The 14189-nt window shown below is 38.5% G+C and carries 18 protein-coding genes; all 18 read left to right on the top strand.

Annotated features, from left to right (window positions below; genetic code table 11):
• Window positions 1–82 precede the first annotated feature (82 nt).
• A complete protein-coding gene (locus tag R2Q85_RS16250) occupies window positions 83–3424 on the top strand; it encodes a SusC/RagA family TonB-linked outer membrane protein (protein ID WP_316812859.1) in 3342 nt (1113 codons plus the stop codon).
• Between the two features lie 11 nt (window positions 3425–3435).
• The gene (locus tag R2Q85_RS16245) at window positions 3436–4836 is read left to right on the top strand and encodes a RagB/SusD family nutrient uptake outer membrane protein (protein ID WP_316812858.1); all 1401 of its coding nucleotides are present in this window, start codon (window positions 3436–3438) and stop codon (window positions 4834–4836) included.
• Window positions 4837–4910: 74 nt separating this feature from the next.
• Entirely contained in the window at window positions 4911–6806 is a 1896-nt protein-coding gene (locus R2Q85_RS16240; protein ID WP_316812857.1) for a redoxin family protein, read from the top strand.
• Window positions 6800–7345 carry a TlpA disulfide reductase family protein gene (locus R2Q85_RS16235; RefSeq protein ID WP_316812856.1) on the top strand — a complete coding sequence of 182 codons (546 nt, stop codon included), beginning with the start codon at window positions 6800–6802 and terminating at the stop codon, window positions 7343–7345. Before R2Q85_RS16240 ends, R2Q85_RS16235 begins: the two co-directional genes overlap by 7 nt.
• Before the next feature lie 11 nt (window positions 7346–7356).
• The gene (locus R2Q85_RS16230) at window positions 7357–7785 is read left to right on the top strand and encodes a MauE/DoxX family redox-associated membrane protein (RefSeq protein WP_316812855.1); all 429 of its coding nucleotides are present in this window, start codon (window positions 7357–7359) and stop codon (window positions 7783–7785) included.
• A gap of 89 nt (window positions 7786–7874) precedes the next feature.
• Window positions 7875–8150 (top strand): hypothetical protein, encoded by a 276-nt coding sequence (locus tag R2Q85_RS16225; protein WP_316812854.1) that lies wholly within the window; start codon window positions 7875–7877, stop codon window positions 8148–8150.
• A 40-nt stretch (window positions 8151–8190) separates the two neighbouring features.
• Window positions 8191–9222, top strand: a complete 1032-nt coding sequence (locus R2Q85_RS16220; RefSeq protein ID WP_316812853.1) for a hypothetical protein — start codon at window positions 8191–8193, stop codon at window positions 9220–9222.
• A 6-nt stretch (window positions 9223–9228) separates the two neighbouring features.
• The gene (locus tag R2Q85_RS16215) at window positions 9229–9588 is read left to right on the top strand and encodes a hypothetical protein (protein WP_316812852.1); all 360 of its coding nucleotides are present in this window, start codon (window positions 9229–9231) and stop codon (window positions 9586–9588) included.
• A gap of 33 nt (window positions 9589–9621) precedes the next feature.
• Complete coding sequence (locus R2Q85_RS16210; protein ID WP_316812851.1) at window positions 9622–9948, top strand: helix-turn-helix transcriptional regulator; 327 nt, start codon at window positions 9622–9624, stop codon at window positions 9946–9948.
• Window position 9949: 1 nt separating this feature from the next.
• A complete protein-coding gene (locus R2Q85_RS16205; protein ID WP_316812850.1) occupies window positions 9950–10474 on the top strand; it encodes a hypothetical protein in 525 nt (174 codons plus the stop codon).
• Window positions 10475–10512: 38 nt separating this feature from the next.
• Window positions 10513–10701 carry a hypothetical protein gene (locus R2Q85_RS16200; RefSeq protein WP_316812849.1) on the top strand — a complete coding sequence of 63 codons (189 nt, stop codon included), beginning with the start codon at window positions 10513–10515 and terminating at the stop codon, window positions 10699–10701.
• A gap of 1 nt (window position 10702) precedes the next feature.
• On the top strand, window positions 10703–11065 hold the full coding sequence (locus R2Q85_RS16195; RefSeq protein ID WP_316812848.1) for a hypothetical protein: 363 nt from the start codon (window positions 10703–10705) through the stop codon (window positions 11063–11065).
• A gap of 166 nt (window positions 11066–11231) precedes the next feature.
• Entirely contained in the window at window positions 11232–11861 is a 630-nt protein-coding gene (locus R2Q85_RS16190) for a hypothetical protein (protein ID WP_316812847.1), read from the top strand.
• A gap of 67 nt (window positions 11862–11928) precedes the next feature.
• Window positions 11929–12159 (top strand): hypothetical protein, encoded by a 231-nt coding sequence (locus R2Q85_RS16185; protein ID WP_316812846.1) that lies wholly within the window; start codon window positions 11929–11931, stop codon window positions 12157–12159.
• A 9-nt stretch (window positions 12160–12168) separates the two neighbouring features.
• Window positions 12169–12579 (top strand): putative toxin-antitoxin system toxin component, PIN family, encoded by a 411-nt coding sequence (locus tag R2Q85_RS16180; RefSeq protein WP_316812845.1) that lies wholly within the window; start codon window positions 12169–12171, stop codon window positions 12577–12579.
• A 313-nt stretch (window positions 12580–12892) separates the two neighbouring features.
• On the top strand, window positions 12893–13237 hold the full coding sequence (locus R2Q85_RS16175; RefSeq protein ID WP_316812844.1) for a hypothetical protein: 345 nt from the start codon (window positions 12893–12895) through the stop codon (window positions 13235–13237).
• Window positions 13238–13258: 21 nt separating this feature from the next.
• The gene (locus R2Q85_RS16170) at window positions 13259–13705 is read left to right on the top strand and encodes a MauE/DoxX family redox-associated membrane protein (protein WP_316812843.1); all 447 of its coding nucleotides are present in this window, start codon (window positions 13259–13261) and stop codon (window positions 13703–13705) included.
• 129 nt (window positions 13706–13834) lie between these two features.
• Window positions 13835–14113 (top strand): hypothetical protein, encoded by a 279-nt coding sequence (locus R2Q85_RS16165; RefSeq protein WP_316812842.1) that lies wholly within the window; start codon window positions 13835–13837, stop codon window positions 14111–14113.
• Window positions 14114–14189: the final 76 nt, after the last annotated feature.

Genomic DNA, 14189 nt, shown 5'->3' with positions numbered 1-14189 from the left:
AAGCTTGAGTTAACCTTTCCCAATAAGGGATAAAACAATTTTTGCGAACCATTTTTGAATCAACTCAAACCAAACAAAGGTAATGAAAATATATATTTCTAACCTGGGTATGCCGCGTTTGTGGCTGCCACCTAAATTACTATTGATTATGAAATTAATCATAGTTATTCTAATCGCCTGCTTTATGCAGGTTAGTGCATCATCGTTTGCACAAAGAATCACTTTGTCTGAACGGAATGCATCACTACAACAAATTCTAAAAAAGATCAAAGCCCAAAGTGGCTTTGACGTCATATACCTTGATGAACAATTAGATAAAGCCGGAAAAATAAATCTGCAATTTAAAGATCTTCAATTGGCAGAAGCCTTAGGTCAGGTTTTTAAAGGCCAGCCACTTAGTTATGAAATAAAAGAAAAAACTATTGTAATCAAAGAGAAAACGCCTTCCTTTCTGGATCGTCTGGCTGAGCGCTGGGCAACTGTTGATATACGTGGGAAGGTTGTTGGTGAGGATGGTGCTCCGATAGCAGGAGCGAATGTGAGTGTGAAAGGTATGAATAAATCTGCGATTACTGATCAGAATGGCGTGTTTTATATCTCAGGAGTTGATGAGAACTCTGTGTTAGTGATTTCATATATAGGATACTCTACTAAGGAAGTTGCTGCAGCGGCTACGACTATGGGAAATATTATTTTAGTGATGTCTAGTTCTGATTTGAATGAGGTGGAGATTAATAAGGGATATTATACTGAGAAAAGAAGGTTATCGACCGGTTCTGTTGGCCGAGTTACAGCTGACGAAATTTCAAGGCAGCCTATTAGTAATCCTTTGGCTGCTTTGTACGGAAGAGTGTCGGGATTAGTAATTACCCAAACTACAGGTGTACCTGGAGGAAATTTTGAAATTCAAATTAGGGGACAAAATAGTTTAAGAAGATCAGCAGGCAATAATGGAAATACTCCTCTGTACTTAATTGATGGTGTTCCCTTTAATAATACTACCTTAAACACTAATGCAGCCCAAAGTGCCTATCCTACAGGAGCAGGCAATTCGGCTGGAGCACCGGGGTCTAGTCCGTTCAATAGCATTAATCCCGCAGATATAGAATCAATAGAAGTTCTTAAAGATGCAGACGCAACAGCCATCTATGGTTCGCGTGGCGCAAATGGAGTAATATTGATTACCACAAAAAAGGGAAAAAATGGGCAGATGCAAGTTGATGCGAGTGTATATACTGGTGCTGGAAAAGTGACGCGTAAGATGGAATTATTAAATACCGATCAATATCTTGAGATGCGTAAAGAAGCCTATAAAAATGATGGAATCACAACTTATCCTGCAAATGCCTACGATGTGAATGGAACCTGGGATCACGATAAATATACTGACTGGCAAAAAGAACTAATAGGTGGCACTGCAAGGAATACAGATGCCCAATTAGCTGTTTCGGGAGGTAGCGCCAATACTCAATACCGATTTGGAGGAGGTTATCACAAAGAAACAACGGTATTTCCTGGAGATTTTTCAGATCAGCGTGCTTCTGGTCATTTGACTTTGAATAACACTTCCTTAAATAAAAAATTTAGAGCTCAACTTTCTGTTAATTATGCAATCGGCACAACCAATTTATTTGTTCAGGATTTAACTTTAAGGGCACTTACTTATGCACCAAATGCACCTGACCTGCTTGATGGAGATAGTAACCTAAGCTGGCCGGCAGGTGTTACGCAAAATCCCTTACAATTTACCAAGCAACCTTATGATGCAAGAACTAATAATTTGGTTACAAATGCAAGTTTAAGTTATGCATTGATTGGAAACCTAATACTTAAGACAAATATGGGATACACCACCTCAAGTAGAAAAGAGGTTAGTAAGATACCCATAAGAACACTTAGGCCAAATCTGCAGGCATCCTCACAAAATACTTCAGGATTTGGCAACAGTTCAACTAATTCGTGGGTAATTGAACCTCAATTAGATTGGCATAGACAGTTTAATAAAAGCCGAATAAACGCATTGGTTGGGGGAACATTTCAAGACCAAAATACAGAATCTCTCTATCAATTTGCTTCAGGATTTAACAGTGAAGCATTGATGGATAATATTAGTGCGGTACCTAATGCTCAGGTTTCAAATAGTTATGCATTTGCCAAATATAGATATAGTGCAGTTTATGCTCGTTTGAATTATGATTATGGAGGTAAATATTTATTAAATCTAACAGGTCGTCGGGATGCCTCTAGCCGTTTCGGCCCAGGCAGGCAGTTCGCCAATTTTGCGGCTGCAGGTGTAGCCTGGATATTCTCGGAAGAGGAATTTATTAAGAATAATGTGAAAGTACTTAGTTTTGGAAAATTAAGGAGTAGTTATGGTACAAGTGGTAGCGATCAAACCCCAAATTATGCCTTTTTAGATCTTTACAGCTCTTCTACATCTTATGACGGCATCCAAGGTTTAGGGCCAACGCAATTGTATAACCCTGATTTTGGCTGGGAAGAAAACAGGAAATTAGAGCTGGCACTGGAACTTGGATTTTTAAAAGATAAAATCATGGTAAGTGCCGCTTGGTTCCGCAACAGGTCTTCTAATCAATTGGCTGGTTATCCACTTCCATCTTCTACAGGCTTCGGAAGTATCCCCGCTTACAATCTTGACGCTGTTGTGCAGAACAAAGGATTTGAGTTTGAATTGAATACGCATAACATTACAACCAATAAATTTAAATGGAGTACATCTTTCAATGTTAGTTTCCTTAAAAATAAGCTGGTTTCTTACCCAAATCTGGCGGGTTCATCCTATGCCAGTACTTACGTAGTAGGCGAACCCTTAGCTATAGCCAAGACCTATGAATATCTGGGCGTTAACCCTGCTACAGGATTTTATCAGGTAAAGGATGCGGACAACAATGGCATTTATAATACAGTTGATCTTACCGCTATCAAATTCCTTGGGCCACGTTTTAGCGGAGGTTTTGGCAATAGCTTAAATTGGAAAGGGTTCCAGCTCGATTTTCTTTTCCAGTTTGTAAAGCAAGATGGCCGCAATTACCTGACTGGTTTTGGTTCTTTTCCGGGTGCTTTATCAAATCAACCGGTAGCAGTAATGGCCAGATGGGAGAACAGTGGCGATCAGACAAATATTCAAAAATTCAGCACCTCAAATATTAATGAGTATTTAAGGGCCCAAGGAAGTACTGCCGCAATAACTGATGCGTCATTTATCAGGCTAAAAAATACGTCTTTGTCCTATGCATTGCCTTCAGCTTTAGCAACCAAAGCGAAGTTAAAAGGAGCAAAAATATATATGCAAGGGCAAAACCTATTAACTATTACCAATTACAAGGGCCTGGACCCGGAAACACAGGGAACAACACTACCGCCATTGTTTTTTGTAACAACCGGTATTCAACTAACATTTTAAGCGATAGAATTATGAAAAGGTTATATAATCAAAGTATCTTAGGCTTTATTGCAATCGTATTTTTAATATCATGTAGGAAGTTTGTGGAGATTGATCCTCCGAAAACAAGTCTGATAAAAAGCACGGTTTTTACGAATGATGTTACGGCGACTGCTGCCATGATGGATATTTATGCACAAATGGTGTCCCCAGCCAGCTATACAGGAGGATCAAATGCGAGTTTAAGTTATTTAGGGGCATTATCAGCAGATGAGCTGGATCTGTATTCAACCACACCTGCCGAGGTCGAATTTGCGAATAACAATTTAACCCCGCTTACTTCTACTTCATTATGGAGATCAGCTTATCAGCAAATTTTTAGGGCCAATGCGGTATTGGAAGGATTGATAGGTGCTACACAGCTTACACCGGCCTTAAAATCAAGATTAGAAGGCGAGGCAAAATTCATTAGGGCATTTGCACATTTTTATCTGGTTAATTTATATGGCGATGTGCCTTTAGTGCTAACAACAGATTATAAAGTTAATGCTGTTCAGCCCCGCACACCTGAAGCAGCCGTTTATCAGCAAATCATAATCGACTTGAAAGATGCTCAAAATTTGCTGAGCGAAAGTTATCAGGCAGCAAACGGGACTGTTACAACGGAAAGAAAACGATTAAATAAATTTGCCGCTACTGCAATGCTTGCTAGGATTTATTTGTATACCGGAAATTGGATAAATGCGGAATCAGAAGCAACTAAGGTAATCAATTACACTGCGCTTTATGGTTCGGAACCAATCGCTAATATGTTCCTGAAAAATTCTAAAGAAGCCATCTGGCAATTGGCCCGGGATGGCGGGAACACCAATGATGCCGGTACATTTGCCTTTTCAACCCAGCCCAATAGCGCCTCACTTAAGCCTGCCCTGGTATTGAGTTTTGACAATGCAGACTTACGAAAAGCAAATTGGATCTTGACAAGGACATTTAACTCCAGCACTTATTATCAGCCTGTTAAATATAAAGCCACCGCTTTAAGTCCAATAACAGAGTATTCAATGATTTTGAGGCTGGGTGAACAATATCTGATACGTGCCGAAGCCCGGGCACATCAACCAGGAAAGGTTATGAGTGCCAATAGTGCTGAAAGTGACCTTAATTTTATTCGGAACAGGGCTGGGATAGGGAATACCTCAGCCAGCAACGAGACAACAATGCTGGCCGCAATAGAACAGGAACGTCGGTTTGAACTGTTTACAGAGTTAGGGCACCGGTGGCTGGATTTAAAGCGTACTAATCGGACAAATGCAGTAGTTGCCCCGCTAAAGGGTACAAACTGGCAATCAACGGATCAGTTGTACCCAGTCCCGCAAGAGCAAATTCAAAATGATCCTGCAATGGCAAATCAACAAAACCCAGGTTACCAATAGAAATTCAATTTATGCGTATTTGTAAGCAGCATGGCTGCTTACAAATTAATATTCTTTTATAAAAACAATACACAATGAAACGATTAATTTATTTGTTGGGGCTAATGTTATGGCTACCATTTAGTGCTTTTTCACAGCAAAAAGATTTGGATATTCCTGAAGTAGGTAGGGCTATGCCAGATTTCATTTTGAAGAAAGTTACCGGATATAAGACTAACCATGCCTCTTTAAAAGACTTTAAAGGGAAATGGTTATTTCTAGATTTTTGGTTTACTGGTTGTATTTCTTGTATAGAAAGTTTTCCAAAAATAAATGAATTTCAAAAACAGTTTGGAAGTGAAATTCAATATATGCTAGTAGCTGCGGTAGACGATGGCCCCGGGAGCTGGAATAAAAGTGAGCCAACTAAAAGAGTTTTTGAAAAGCTTAGAATTAAACAGGGCTTGGTTGTTCCTTGTGCTTATGATTCAGTTTTAACAAAAAAGTGGAAAATCGGTGCGATGCCGTATATAATCATAATTGACCCTAATGGGATTATAAGGTCTATTACAACTGGAGTGGATTTAACGGCATCAAAAATTAAAGAGCTAATTAATGGCCGAAATCCAAATTTTGCTCTGACTGCTGGAAAACGCTTGAAATTTGAAGGAGGCGTAGATAATTCTTTTCCTAAAGAGAAGGATTCTTTGGTTTATTTTCAGTCGTTATTTACGAGATATACCGGTGAAACCCATGAAGCAAAAGCTTTAGACTATCAACTAATATCCAACGAATTTACCAGGAAGGGTTATAGAATGGTAGGTAATCCTTTGTACATGATATATAATCTTGCCTATTTTGGGGAATTTAATTGGGATGCAAGTAGTCCATTGCATGGGAGGATATACCCCATGCCTATTCTTCAAATAAAAGACAGCATCGCTTTTGATTGGAATATGCAACTTAACAAAGGTCAATATAATTATAGTTTGACCTTACCAACATTTTCAAAACCAACGAAAGAATATGTTATGCAAGTTATTCAAAATGACTTAAAAAATTGTTTCGGTTACGAAGTTCGGATGGAAACGCGAAAAATGCCTGTCTATCTCTTTATTGCAAAGGCTAATGCCTTAGAAAAATTGAAAAATAAAGGTATGCCGGAGAGTTTTACCGGTGAGGCGACATGCCCAGCTGGTTTTTCTGCGGTAAGAAAGAGAATGAAAGATTTGATCCCTTTTTTAACTCAACATCTTAAAGAGTCCCATTATATTCCATTTTTCGACGAAACAGCAATAACAGATAGAATAGACATCACAATCAATGCAGATATGAGCCAAATTGATCAGGTCAAAAGAGAATTGCAAAGGAACGGCCTGGATTTAATGATGGGAGAGAGAGAATTTAAAGTGATGGTAATCTATGATGCTAAAGGTGAGAAATTTTTCACAACGGACGACTTCACCTATAAATCAAAAGTATTTACGTCCCAAGACAGTGCAAAGATCAATACCATAATAGCCAAATTTGTAACGCCAAATTTGAAGCCTAATTGGAATGGTTTAAATGAAGCTCTTGATATCAATTATTCAAATCAGGCTGAAGAAATTGAATGGAGAACTAAAACTGAATATTACAAAGCTAATCTCGATGTTATAAATTTTGAGCGTTCAGTTAAGGTCTATGCTTCCAAATTCATCCATATGATTCACCCAACAAAACTATCAGAATATGCAAAATTTGTTTTTCGATATTCATTAAACGAGGATTTATTGGAAGATGCTGATCAATGGAGGAGGATTTATTTAAATACCGGTTCTATAGATGAATGGTTTACGGCGGCAAATGTGCTATATAAGTTAAGTCTAATTAAGAACCAGAAAATAAAAGGCTTAGAATATATGAAGACAGTTGTACTTAAAGCTGAACCCAGTAATAAATGTTATCAGGAAACTTTAGCTAAAATGGAGAAGGGGGAACCTACATGGTGAAGAAGATATTCTTGTTTTTACTGGTTACACATATCAAATGTATTCATGTTTTTGCACAGGAACAACAAATTTTACCATGGTTATTAAAAAAGGAAAAAGTGGTTAAGATCATAGAGCGGAAACCCCTTGTTATTGGTGAAAAAGCACCTATTTTTAAGCAAAAAGATGGTTTAGGTAATTTTTATAGTTTATCATCTTTTAAAGGCAAATATGTTTTGGTAGATTTTTGGGCTTCATGGTGTCCACCTTGTAGGGCGGAAAATCCTTATTTGGTTAAAGTCTATAAAAAATACAAGGATAAGAATTTTACCATTGTTGGAGTTACGAGGGACGAGGAAAAAGATATACATATGTGGTTAATAGCAATTAAAGAGGATGAATTGCCTTGGTTACAGCTTTCAGATTTTGATCAATCGGCAAGCAAGTTGTATAACGTCGTTTCTTTACCAACAAATTTCCTGATAGATCGAGAAGGGAAAATTATAGCGATCAACCTACGGGGAGAAAGACTGGATAAGGTATTGATGGAAGTCTTATAATTATATTAATTATGAAAAGAAATATAGTAGTTGAAATCATCTGTTTGCTATTCATTTTACTTTTTGCGTACGCGGCTGTAAGTAAGCTGTTGCATTATAGTCAGTTTAAAAACGAATTGGGGCGCTCTCCCTTACTTGCTGTCTTTGCTGGTTGGGTGGCAATTGGAATTCCATTTCTAGAAATTATACTATCGTTGCTGTTAATGTTTACGAAATTCAGAATTATTTCTTTGTACAGTTCTTTTGGACTAATGGTATTATTCTCCTTATATATTATTGCAATTACCAAATTTGCTGATTATGTACCTTGTTCATGCGGTGGCGTTCTAGCGAGATTGAACTGGAACCAGCATTTGATTTTTAACAGTGTTTTTATTTTGCTTTCTGTGGTTGGTGTGCTTTTGTCACCTAATAGTAGGGCAAGAGTTAGTGAGGATTAGTTTGCATTTAAAATATTGTGAGATTTTGATCAAACAGGCCAAGCCGAAAACCTGAAAAAGAGTAGGCAATTAACTTAAAATTAAGATTTATGAAAAGTTTTGGAATTTTAGCTGTAATTGTATGCGTTATTGCATTATTGAGTGCTTTTACAAACAGTAAAAGAATGAAAACATTAGATAACTACGGATGGTATCGAGCTACTCCTTATGCCCCCAACTGTACGTATGGACACATAGACAATGATTATTGGTGTGATGCATCATTTTCTGGCCCCATTTGTACTATTAATGGAATTGATGCTTATGCAAGTGAAATAGGTTGTGCCTGGGAAATGCCTAACGTTCTTCGTCAGGAGGAATTTTAATTGTTTTTTCGCATACAAGATATAAATAAGTTTTAGTTCTATGAGTAAAAGAATTGGCATCCTGTTTTTAATTTGTGTTTTTAGTACGAGCTTGATTTGGGGACTGTATATGTTGTCTTATGAGGTAAATAGAGATCCAAACAACTTTATTAGACTTTTTCCTCCTCATCGTTTATCATCAGCACTTAAAATGAATTTGAATTATAATACAGATCAAATTGCTGGTATTGATTCTGAAAAAGTTGTACTCTCAATACCTGATGTTATGGATCGTTTATTATTAGTTCAATTGGATAAGGGAAATATAAGGAAGGTGAAAATCGATGGAATTGAAGAGATGAAAAAAAGTATAGTAAGCACTGTATTTACCTCACCATTTTTTTATGTTGTAAGAGACGACGTCAAACAAATTTACCGTGGTGATACTATTGAATGGAGGGCTAAACCTTTTTCTAAAATAGACTTGAGTTATGATACTTTTATTCCTTTGCCTGATTCTTCATTTGTTTTAAGAACCATAACTGCAAAGGAAGGGTATGTGTTAGTTAAAAAAGACAAGGCAGGGACAATTAAAAAGGCCCCTGCCTTACTTGAAAAGCAAGTGGACGGGCTTTTTTGTAGAGATGGCATACTACATTATAATCAGAAGCTTGGTCTATTGGTTTACTTATATTATTACCGCAATCAGTTCATCGTGGCTGACAAAAATTTAAATTTACTTTATAAGGGTAAAACCATAGATACGGTCAGCAGAGCTAAAATAAAGATTGGACTACCAGATCAGGATGGACATATTAAGCTAGCCGAACCACCAATAGTAGTAAACAAAAAGAGTTGTGTAAGTGCAGAATATTTATTTGTCCAATCAAACTTAAAAGCAGACAATGAAGATGCTGAACAATTCAAAAATGCCTGGGTGGTTGATGTATATGAACTAAAAAACGGCAAATATAAACTCAGCTTTTATTTACCCAAAACAAAGACCGGAAAGATAAAAGATATGAAGGTTACTGGAAAAACTATGGCAGTGCTGTATGCACATAGGCTTTGTACCTATAAACTTAATTTTTAACAAACCATGAAAGAAACCAACCAAGGCATCCTCCAATTCAGCAATCTGCTCAACGAAATTGCTGATACCAAAGCTAAGTTGATCAAACCAGATGATTTTGCAGACCGCAGCCATAAAGCCTATAAAGCATTGCTACGCCAACCGGAAGATTACCTGCTGGAAGGAGATCAGTATCACTCAGACAGATACCAGGAAATGAAAGAAAAGCTGGAATTGTTACTGGCCAGGCCTGATGAGCTTGTTTCTTTTCACTCACGCATTACAGGTGACATCAATATAAGCCCCTACCAGGCCAGCCTGGCCATATATGTAAGCAGCCAGTTAACAGAGGCTTTAGATTTGATAAATCCGGTAAACATGTTTTAAAGATATGCCCGATGCGTAAAATTAGCTATAGAAATGAAAGACACAACCATCAGCCAAAAAATAAGAGCCCTGCGCAAAAAACGGCACTGGAGCCAAAAACACATGGCTGATCTGCTCGGAATTTCTGTCCCTGCATATTCAAAAATAGAGTGTGCATTTACAGAGGTATCCGTAAGCAGGTTAAAATTACTGGCGATAATCTTTGAAGTAAAGACCAGCTGGTTGTTGGATGAAGAAGAGGCGGTGGTTAGACAAGAGAATGAAGCGCTGAAGGAAAAACTAAAAATCAATAATAAAGAGATTATGGCATTGCAAAGGAAGCTGCTGGCTTGTTTTGAAGCGCAAACCATAGATATTTAAAATGAAAATATTAAAACAAAATACGGGCTTATTACCAGCAGAAGAACTGAATGCCTTTTTTACCTTTTCTGGTTTACCCATAAAAACAAAAGAGGAAATCTATTTTGAGTTGCATGAAACATGCCAGGTAACAGCAACCTATAACTTAAGTTTTGACGAGAAAAAAGGCATCAATATAGACCTGATTGCAGATTACAACAACATTGAACAATTGATAGCAGATCATCAGCTTAAAGCTTGCGAAGAATTGAATAAGATTACGCTTGCTAACCTATGGCTTAGGTATTTAAGAGGTAACGGCTATGTGTGCGCTGATATTGAGGAACTGGATGCAGAGATTTGCTTCAGGATTGTGAAAAGTATCACAATGGTGTACAGTGCAGATCTCAGTTTTTACCAGGAAATTATCCATGCAATGAGTATGACCCATCAGTTTCAAAAGTACATTGATGAAAATATGCACAGTTTTGGTGTGGCCGTACTGATGCGGCCAATGCTGTTGCCGGAAGGATTGTGGGTGCCTTAAATAGAAAACTAACAACAAAACATAAAAAACTACTACTTATGAAACAAACCAAACTCATCCCCAATAGCCCGCAACCGGTGTTAAACACCGAAAGCCTGATGGCCGCGCTGGGCATTACCCGGAAAGCGGCCAATGACATCTTATGGGATTTATTCGAAAGAAAATACATCGACCTGATCCCTGAGCTGGATGAAGAAAAGGTAAATTTTTTGAAGTCCGGAGAATAAAATGAAAGCAAACAACCTGGACCCTATTGCCCGGCTTTCCTCATCACTTTTAGATTTGGCCTACTTTGGAGATCCATTGTCTGCTCCTGCAATGCTGCATAAAAATGAACTGTTTATGCAGCTGTTTACGGAGATTACCAATATAGGCCGCGAAAAAGACATGGAACTGGCGCTGGCTAAATACTACAGCAGCAAAACACAATTGCTGCAGTTGCAGGGAAGGATGCTGGAGTTGATCAGGGATTTAGGTAAAAGGCAAAGTAAGCTCATTGCAGGTATAGATGCTGATTTGACGGCGTTGCTGACTGTGCTGGAGTTTTTAAAAAAAGAACGGATTGACAAGCCTTTTTTTAAAACGACATGATACAATATTTTGCCAATACACACAATGATTTTGCTGGTTGGGCATAAAACTTATGCTTGCCAAATAAATAAAAAAGAGAGAATTATAAGGTGCCCTGGGCACTGTGCTTAGCCTGGTTGTAAAACGAGAAAACCAGGCGGCAAACAAACAGTTAACGTTATCTTAAATGTTAGAAAATGAAAAATTCCTGGCAAGGTTAATTGCCGTATTGCGGAGTATTGATCCAAAAACTCCCCTCCCAAGAAAACTGGAGCCCGAACTAAGGGCACGCATGAAAAAAGTACCTTTTAGTAAAAAACTATTGGAACTGGTTGCCCAGGACGATGTACCGGATATGGCCTTCTTTTTAATTGCTGGTTTTATACTGGTATATTACATAGACGAGTTTGGCGAGATTCGGGTAACCCGCATTTACGACAGGGACACCATAATTGCCCTCGATGCTTTTATGAGCCAGGTTAAATCGGCCTTTTATATTATAGCCACCAGAGAGGCCGTAATATTGAGTATTACACACGCAGATATGCTGGAAATTTACAAAGACATCCCCGAAGTACAGGAACTTGCCCTTAAAACCGCTGCCAGCTATGAAAAGCTGGAAAGGAAACGCGATGAGCTGATGAACAGATCTAACCGGGAAAAGATACTGGAATTTTACAACGATAAGAAAGAGTTGCTGCCACCAAAGAAAAGCCCTTTGCAGGACAAGTACATTGCCAGCTACCTGCGGATAAAGCTGGATACTTTTAGAAAAACCAGGGCAGCACTTAGAAAAGAAGGCCTGTTAAAATGGTAGGGTGAAGTTGAAATAGCAAATAAATAATAAATTCGTTAACTTTACACATATAGTTAATTGAATTGGTATGGCAGTGAATGTAGATATTGGTAATCACTTAAATGAACAGCAGGTATTAATGTTGCGCTTGTTGAAAAACCCTTTGCCTGAAAAGGATTTTCTGCAGATGCGTAAACTTGCCGTAAAGTTGCTGTCAAAAAAATTGGATGAAGTGGTTGAGGATTGGGATAATAAAAATAATGTTAAACCCGAAGACTACGAAAAACTAAGCAAGGGCCACTTTCGTTCTAAATCTTAACGGGCAATAATGAGGATTGTACTTGATTCTAATGTACTGGTCTCTTCTCTAGGAAAGAGAAGCCCTTTAAGGCCAGTTTGGGAAGCATTTACAGAAGGTTACTACCAGATTGTAGTTTCAGAAGATATACTTAAAGAGTATGAAGAAATTATGCAGGAGCATTCTGCTCCGGGCGCTGCCGAAATTATAATGGAAATTTTTATTGAATCACCTGATATAATTACTCAAAAGGTGTTTTATAACTGGAATGCGATTATGGCTGATCCAGATGATAATAAGTTTTTTGATATTGCAGTGGCCGCTGATGTTGACTATTTAGTAACCAATGACCATCATTTTAACATCGTTAAAACACTACCTTTTCCTAAAGTGACGGTGATTACTGCTCAAGAATTTTTAAATATTCTTATGCAAGGCTAAAGCCTTCTTTATTTCGCAACAACATTTTAATTACCCTGATGCTGCTAAAGTATAATTTGCCCAAGTGTACTGGTATTGGAATTTATTTTAACCCCACATATCTCGAAATTCCATGTGCAAACTCTTGTAAGGTATTTTATATGAGGTCTTTGGAACATGATTTACGAATTACTCAGTACGTTGAGTAAAATTACTCAATATGCTGAGTAATTCGTAATTTCTGTTAAATTATTTTTTAGGGTTTTGTGGGTGTAGCGCCCACATCTATTCAAAGCCGTCATTGTAATTTTGCTTCATCAACCTGATATAACCTATGAGCAAAATTTTACTATTTAACATTTACAATGACGGAATAACTGTAGGCAGTTTGGTGCTAAAAGCACAGGGCCAGCATTACAGAATAACCGGCTTGCTTGGGGTGCTGCCCCTGGCTGCAGATACCCAGCAGTTTATCCGTTCGGTAACCGCGGGCGCAACACCCCATAGCTTTTTTACCCTGGCCGATGTGAACGGCAGGAAGCATGAATTGGAACTATGTTATAGGGTATGTATTGTGTACCTGAAGTTGTGGCTAAAAACCGTTGATGCCGGAAAGGTATCGGTGTTTGATTGGGCTGGTGGGTTTGATGTTTTTTGTGCGGGTTTTCAAATCATATAATATTATCAGGAACCACTTATTATGAAACATAAAGAACGACTGATTGAGGTGTGCATCACGCTGCTGGTGATCTTGTTTGGCTACACTGCATTGAGTAAGCTGCTGGAATATGACAAGTTTATTTTCCAGATGAGGGATTCGCGTTTAGCGCTGATGCAGGCTTATGCGCCCGTACTGGCCTGGTTGTTACCCCTGATAGAATTGCTGATTGTTGTTGCTTTATACTTACCTGGTTGGCGCAAGAAAGGCTTATGGGCTGCTGTTATTTTGCTGGGCGTGTTTGAGGTGTATATAACTGGCATGATGCTGTCTGGTTTAAAGCTCGGCTGCACCTGTGGCGGTGTGGTTAGCGGGCTTTCCTGGAAAAACCACCTGTTTTTTAACGCGACTTTTATGTTTATCGGTACAGTTGCATTGTTGGGCATGTACAATAGGTGGCCCTTGCGGGGCGGGGCGGGCCCCGCGTAGTTAGGGTTGTGCTTACCCCATGTAGTCATGGTTGGGCATGCACAAGACTGACGAACGCTTTATTTAATGTGATATTCCAGATCTGAATATATAATTAACAAATTTTTTTAACCATTTAATTTAAAAAAAATGAAAATCAATTTCAAAACAACGATGATGATTGCTGCCTTAACGGTAGTAACCCTGGGCGCATTTGCTACAAAGATTGTGCACATGTCAGGTGCCAATGAAAACGAGTACACCTGGACCAGGGTGGGTGGCGAAACACCACCGGAAGAAACCAACCCATTTGTTGGTACTAAAACTGACGCCGAGAATTACTATGGCTGCAGTGGTACTGTAGACCAGTGCGCTGTTGGCACATCGACCAGCCTTGGCGTACCGCCGGAAGTGATTTACCAGCACTAATCCTTTCGTTGGATTAAAATGAGCCTTAATGTTTGGCAAGGCTCGAAGGCCCGGCACTCATAGCCGGGCCTTCATT

Source organism: Pedobacter heparinus (assembly GCF_032678725.1).
Taxonomy (GTDB): Bacteria; Bacteroidota; Bacteroidia; order Sphingobacteriales; family Sphingobacteriaceae; genus Pedobacter; species Pedobacter heparinus_A.
This window is presented reverse-complemented; position numbering and strand designations above follow the sequence as displayed.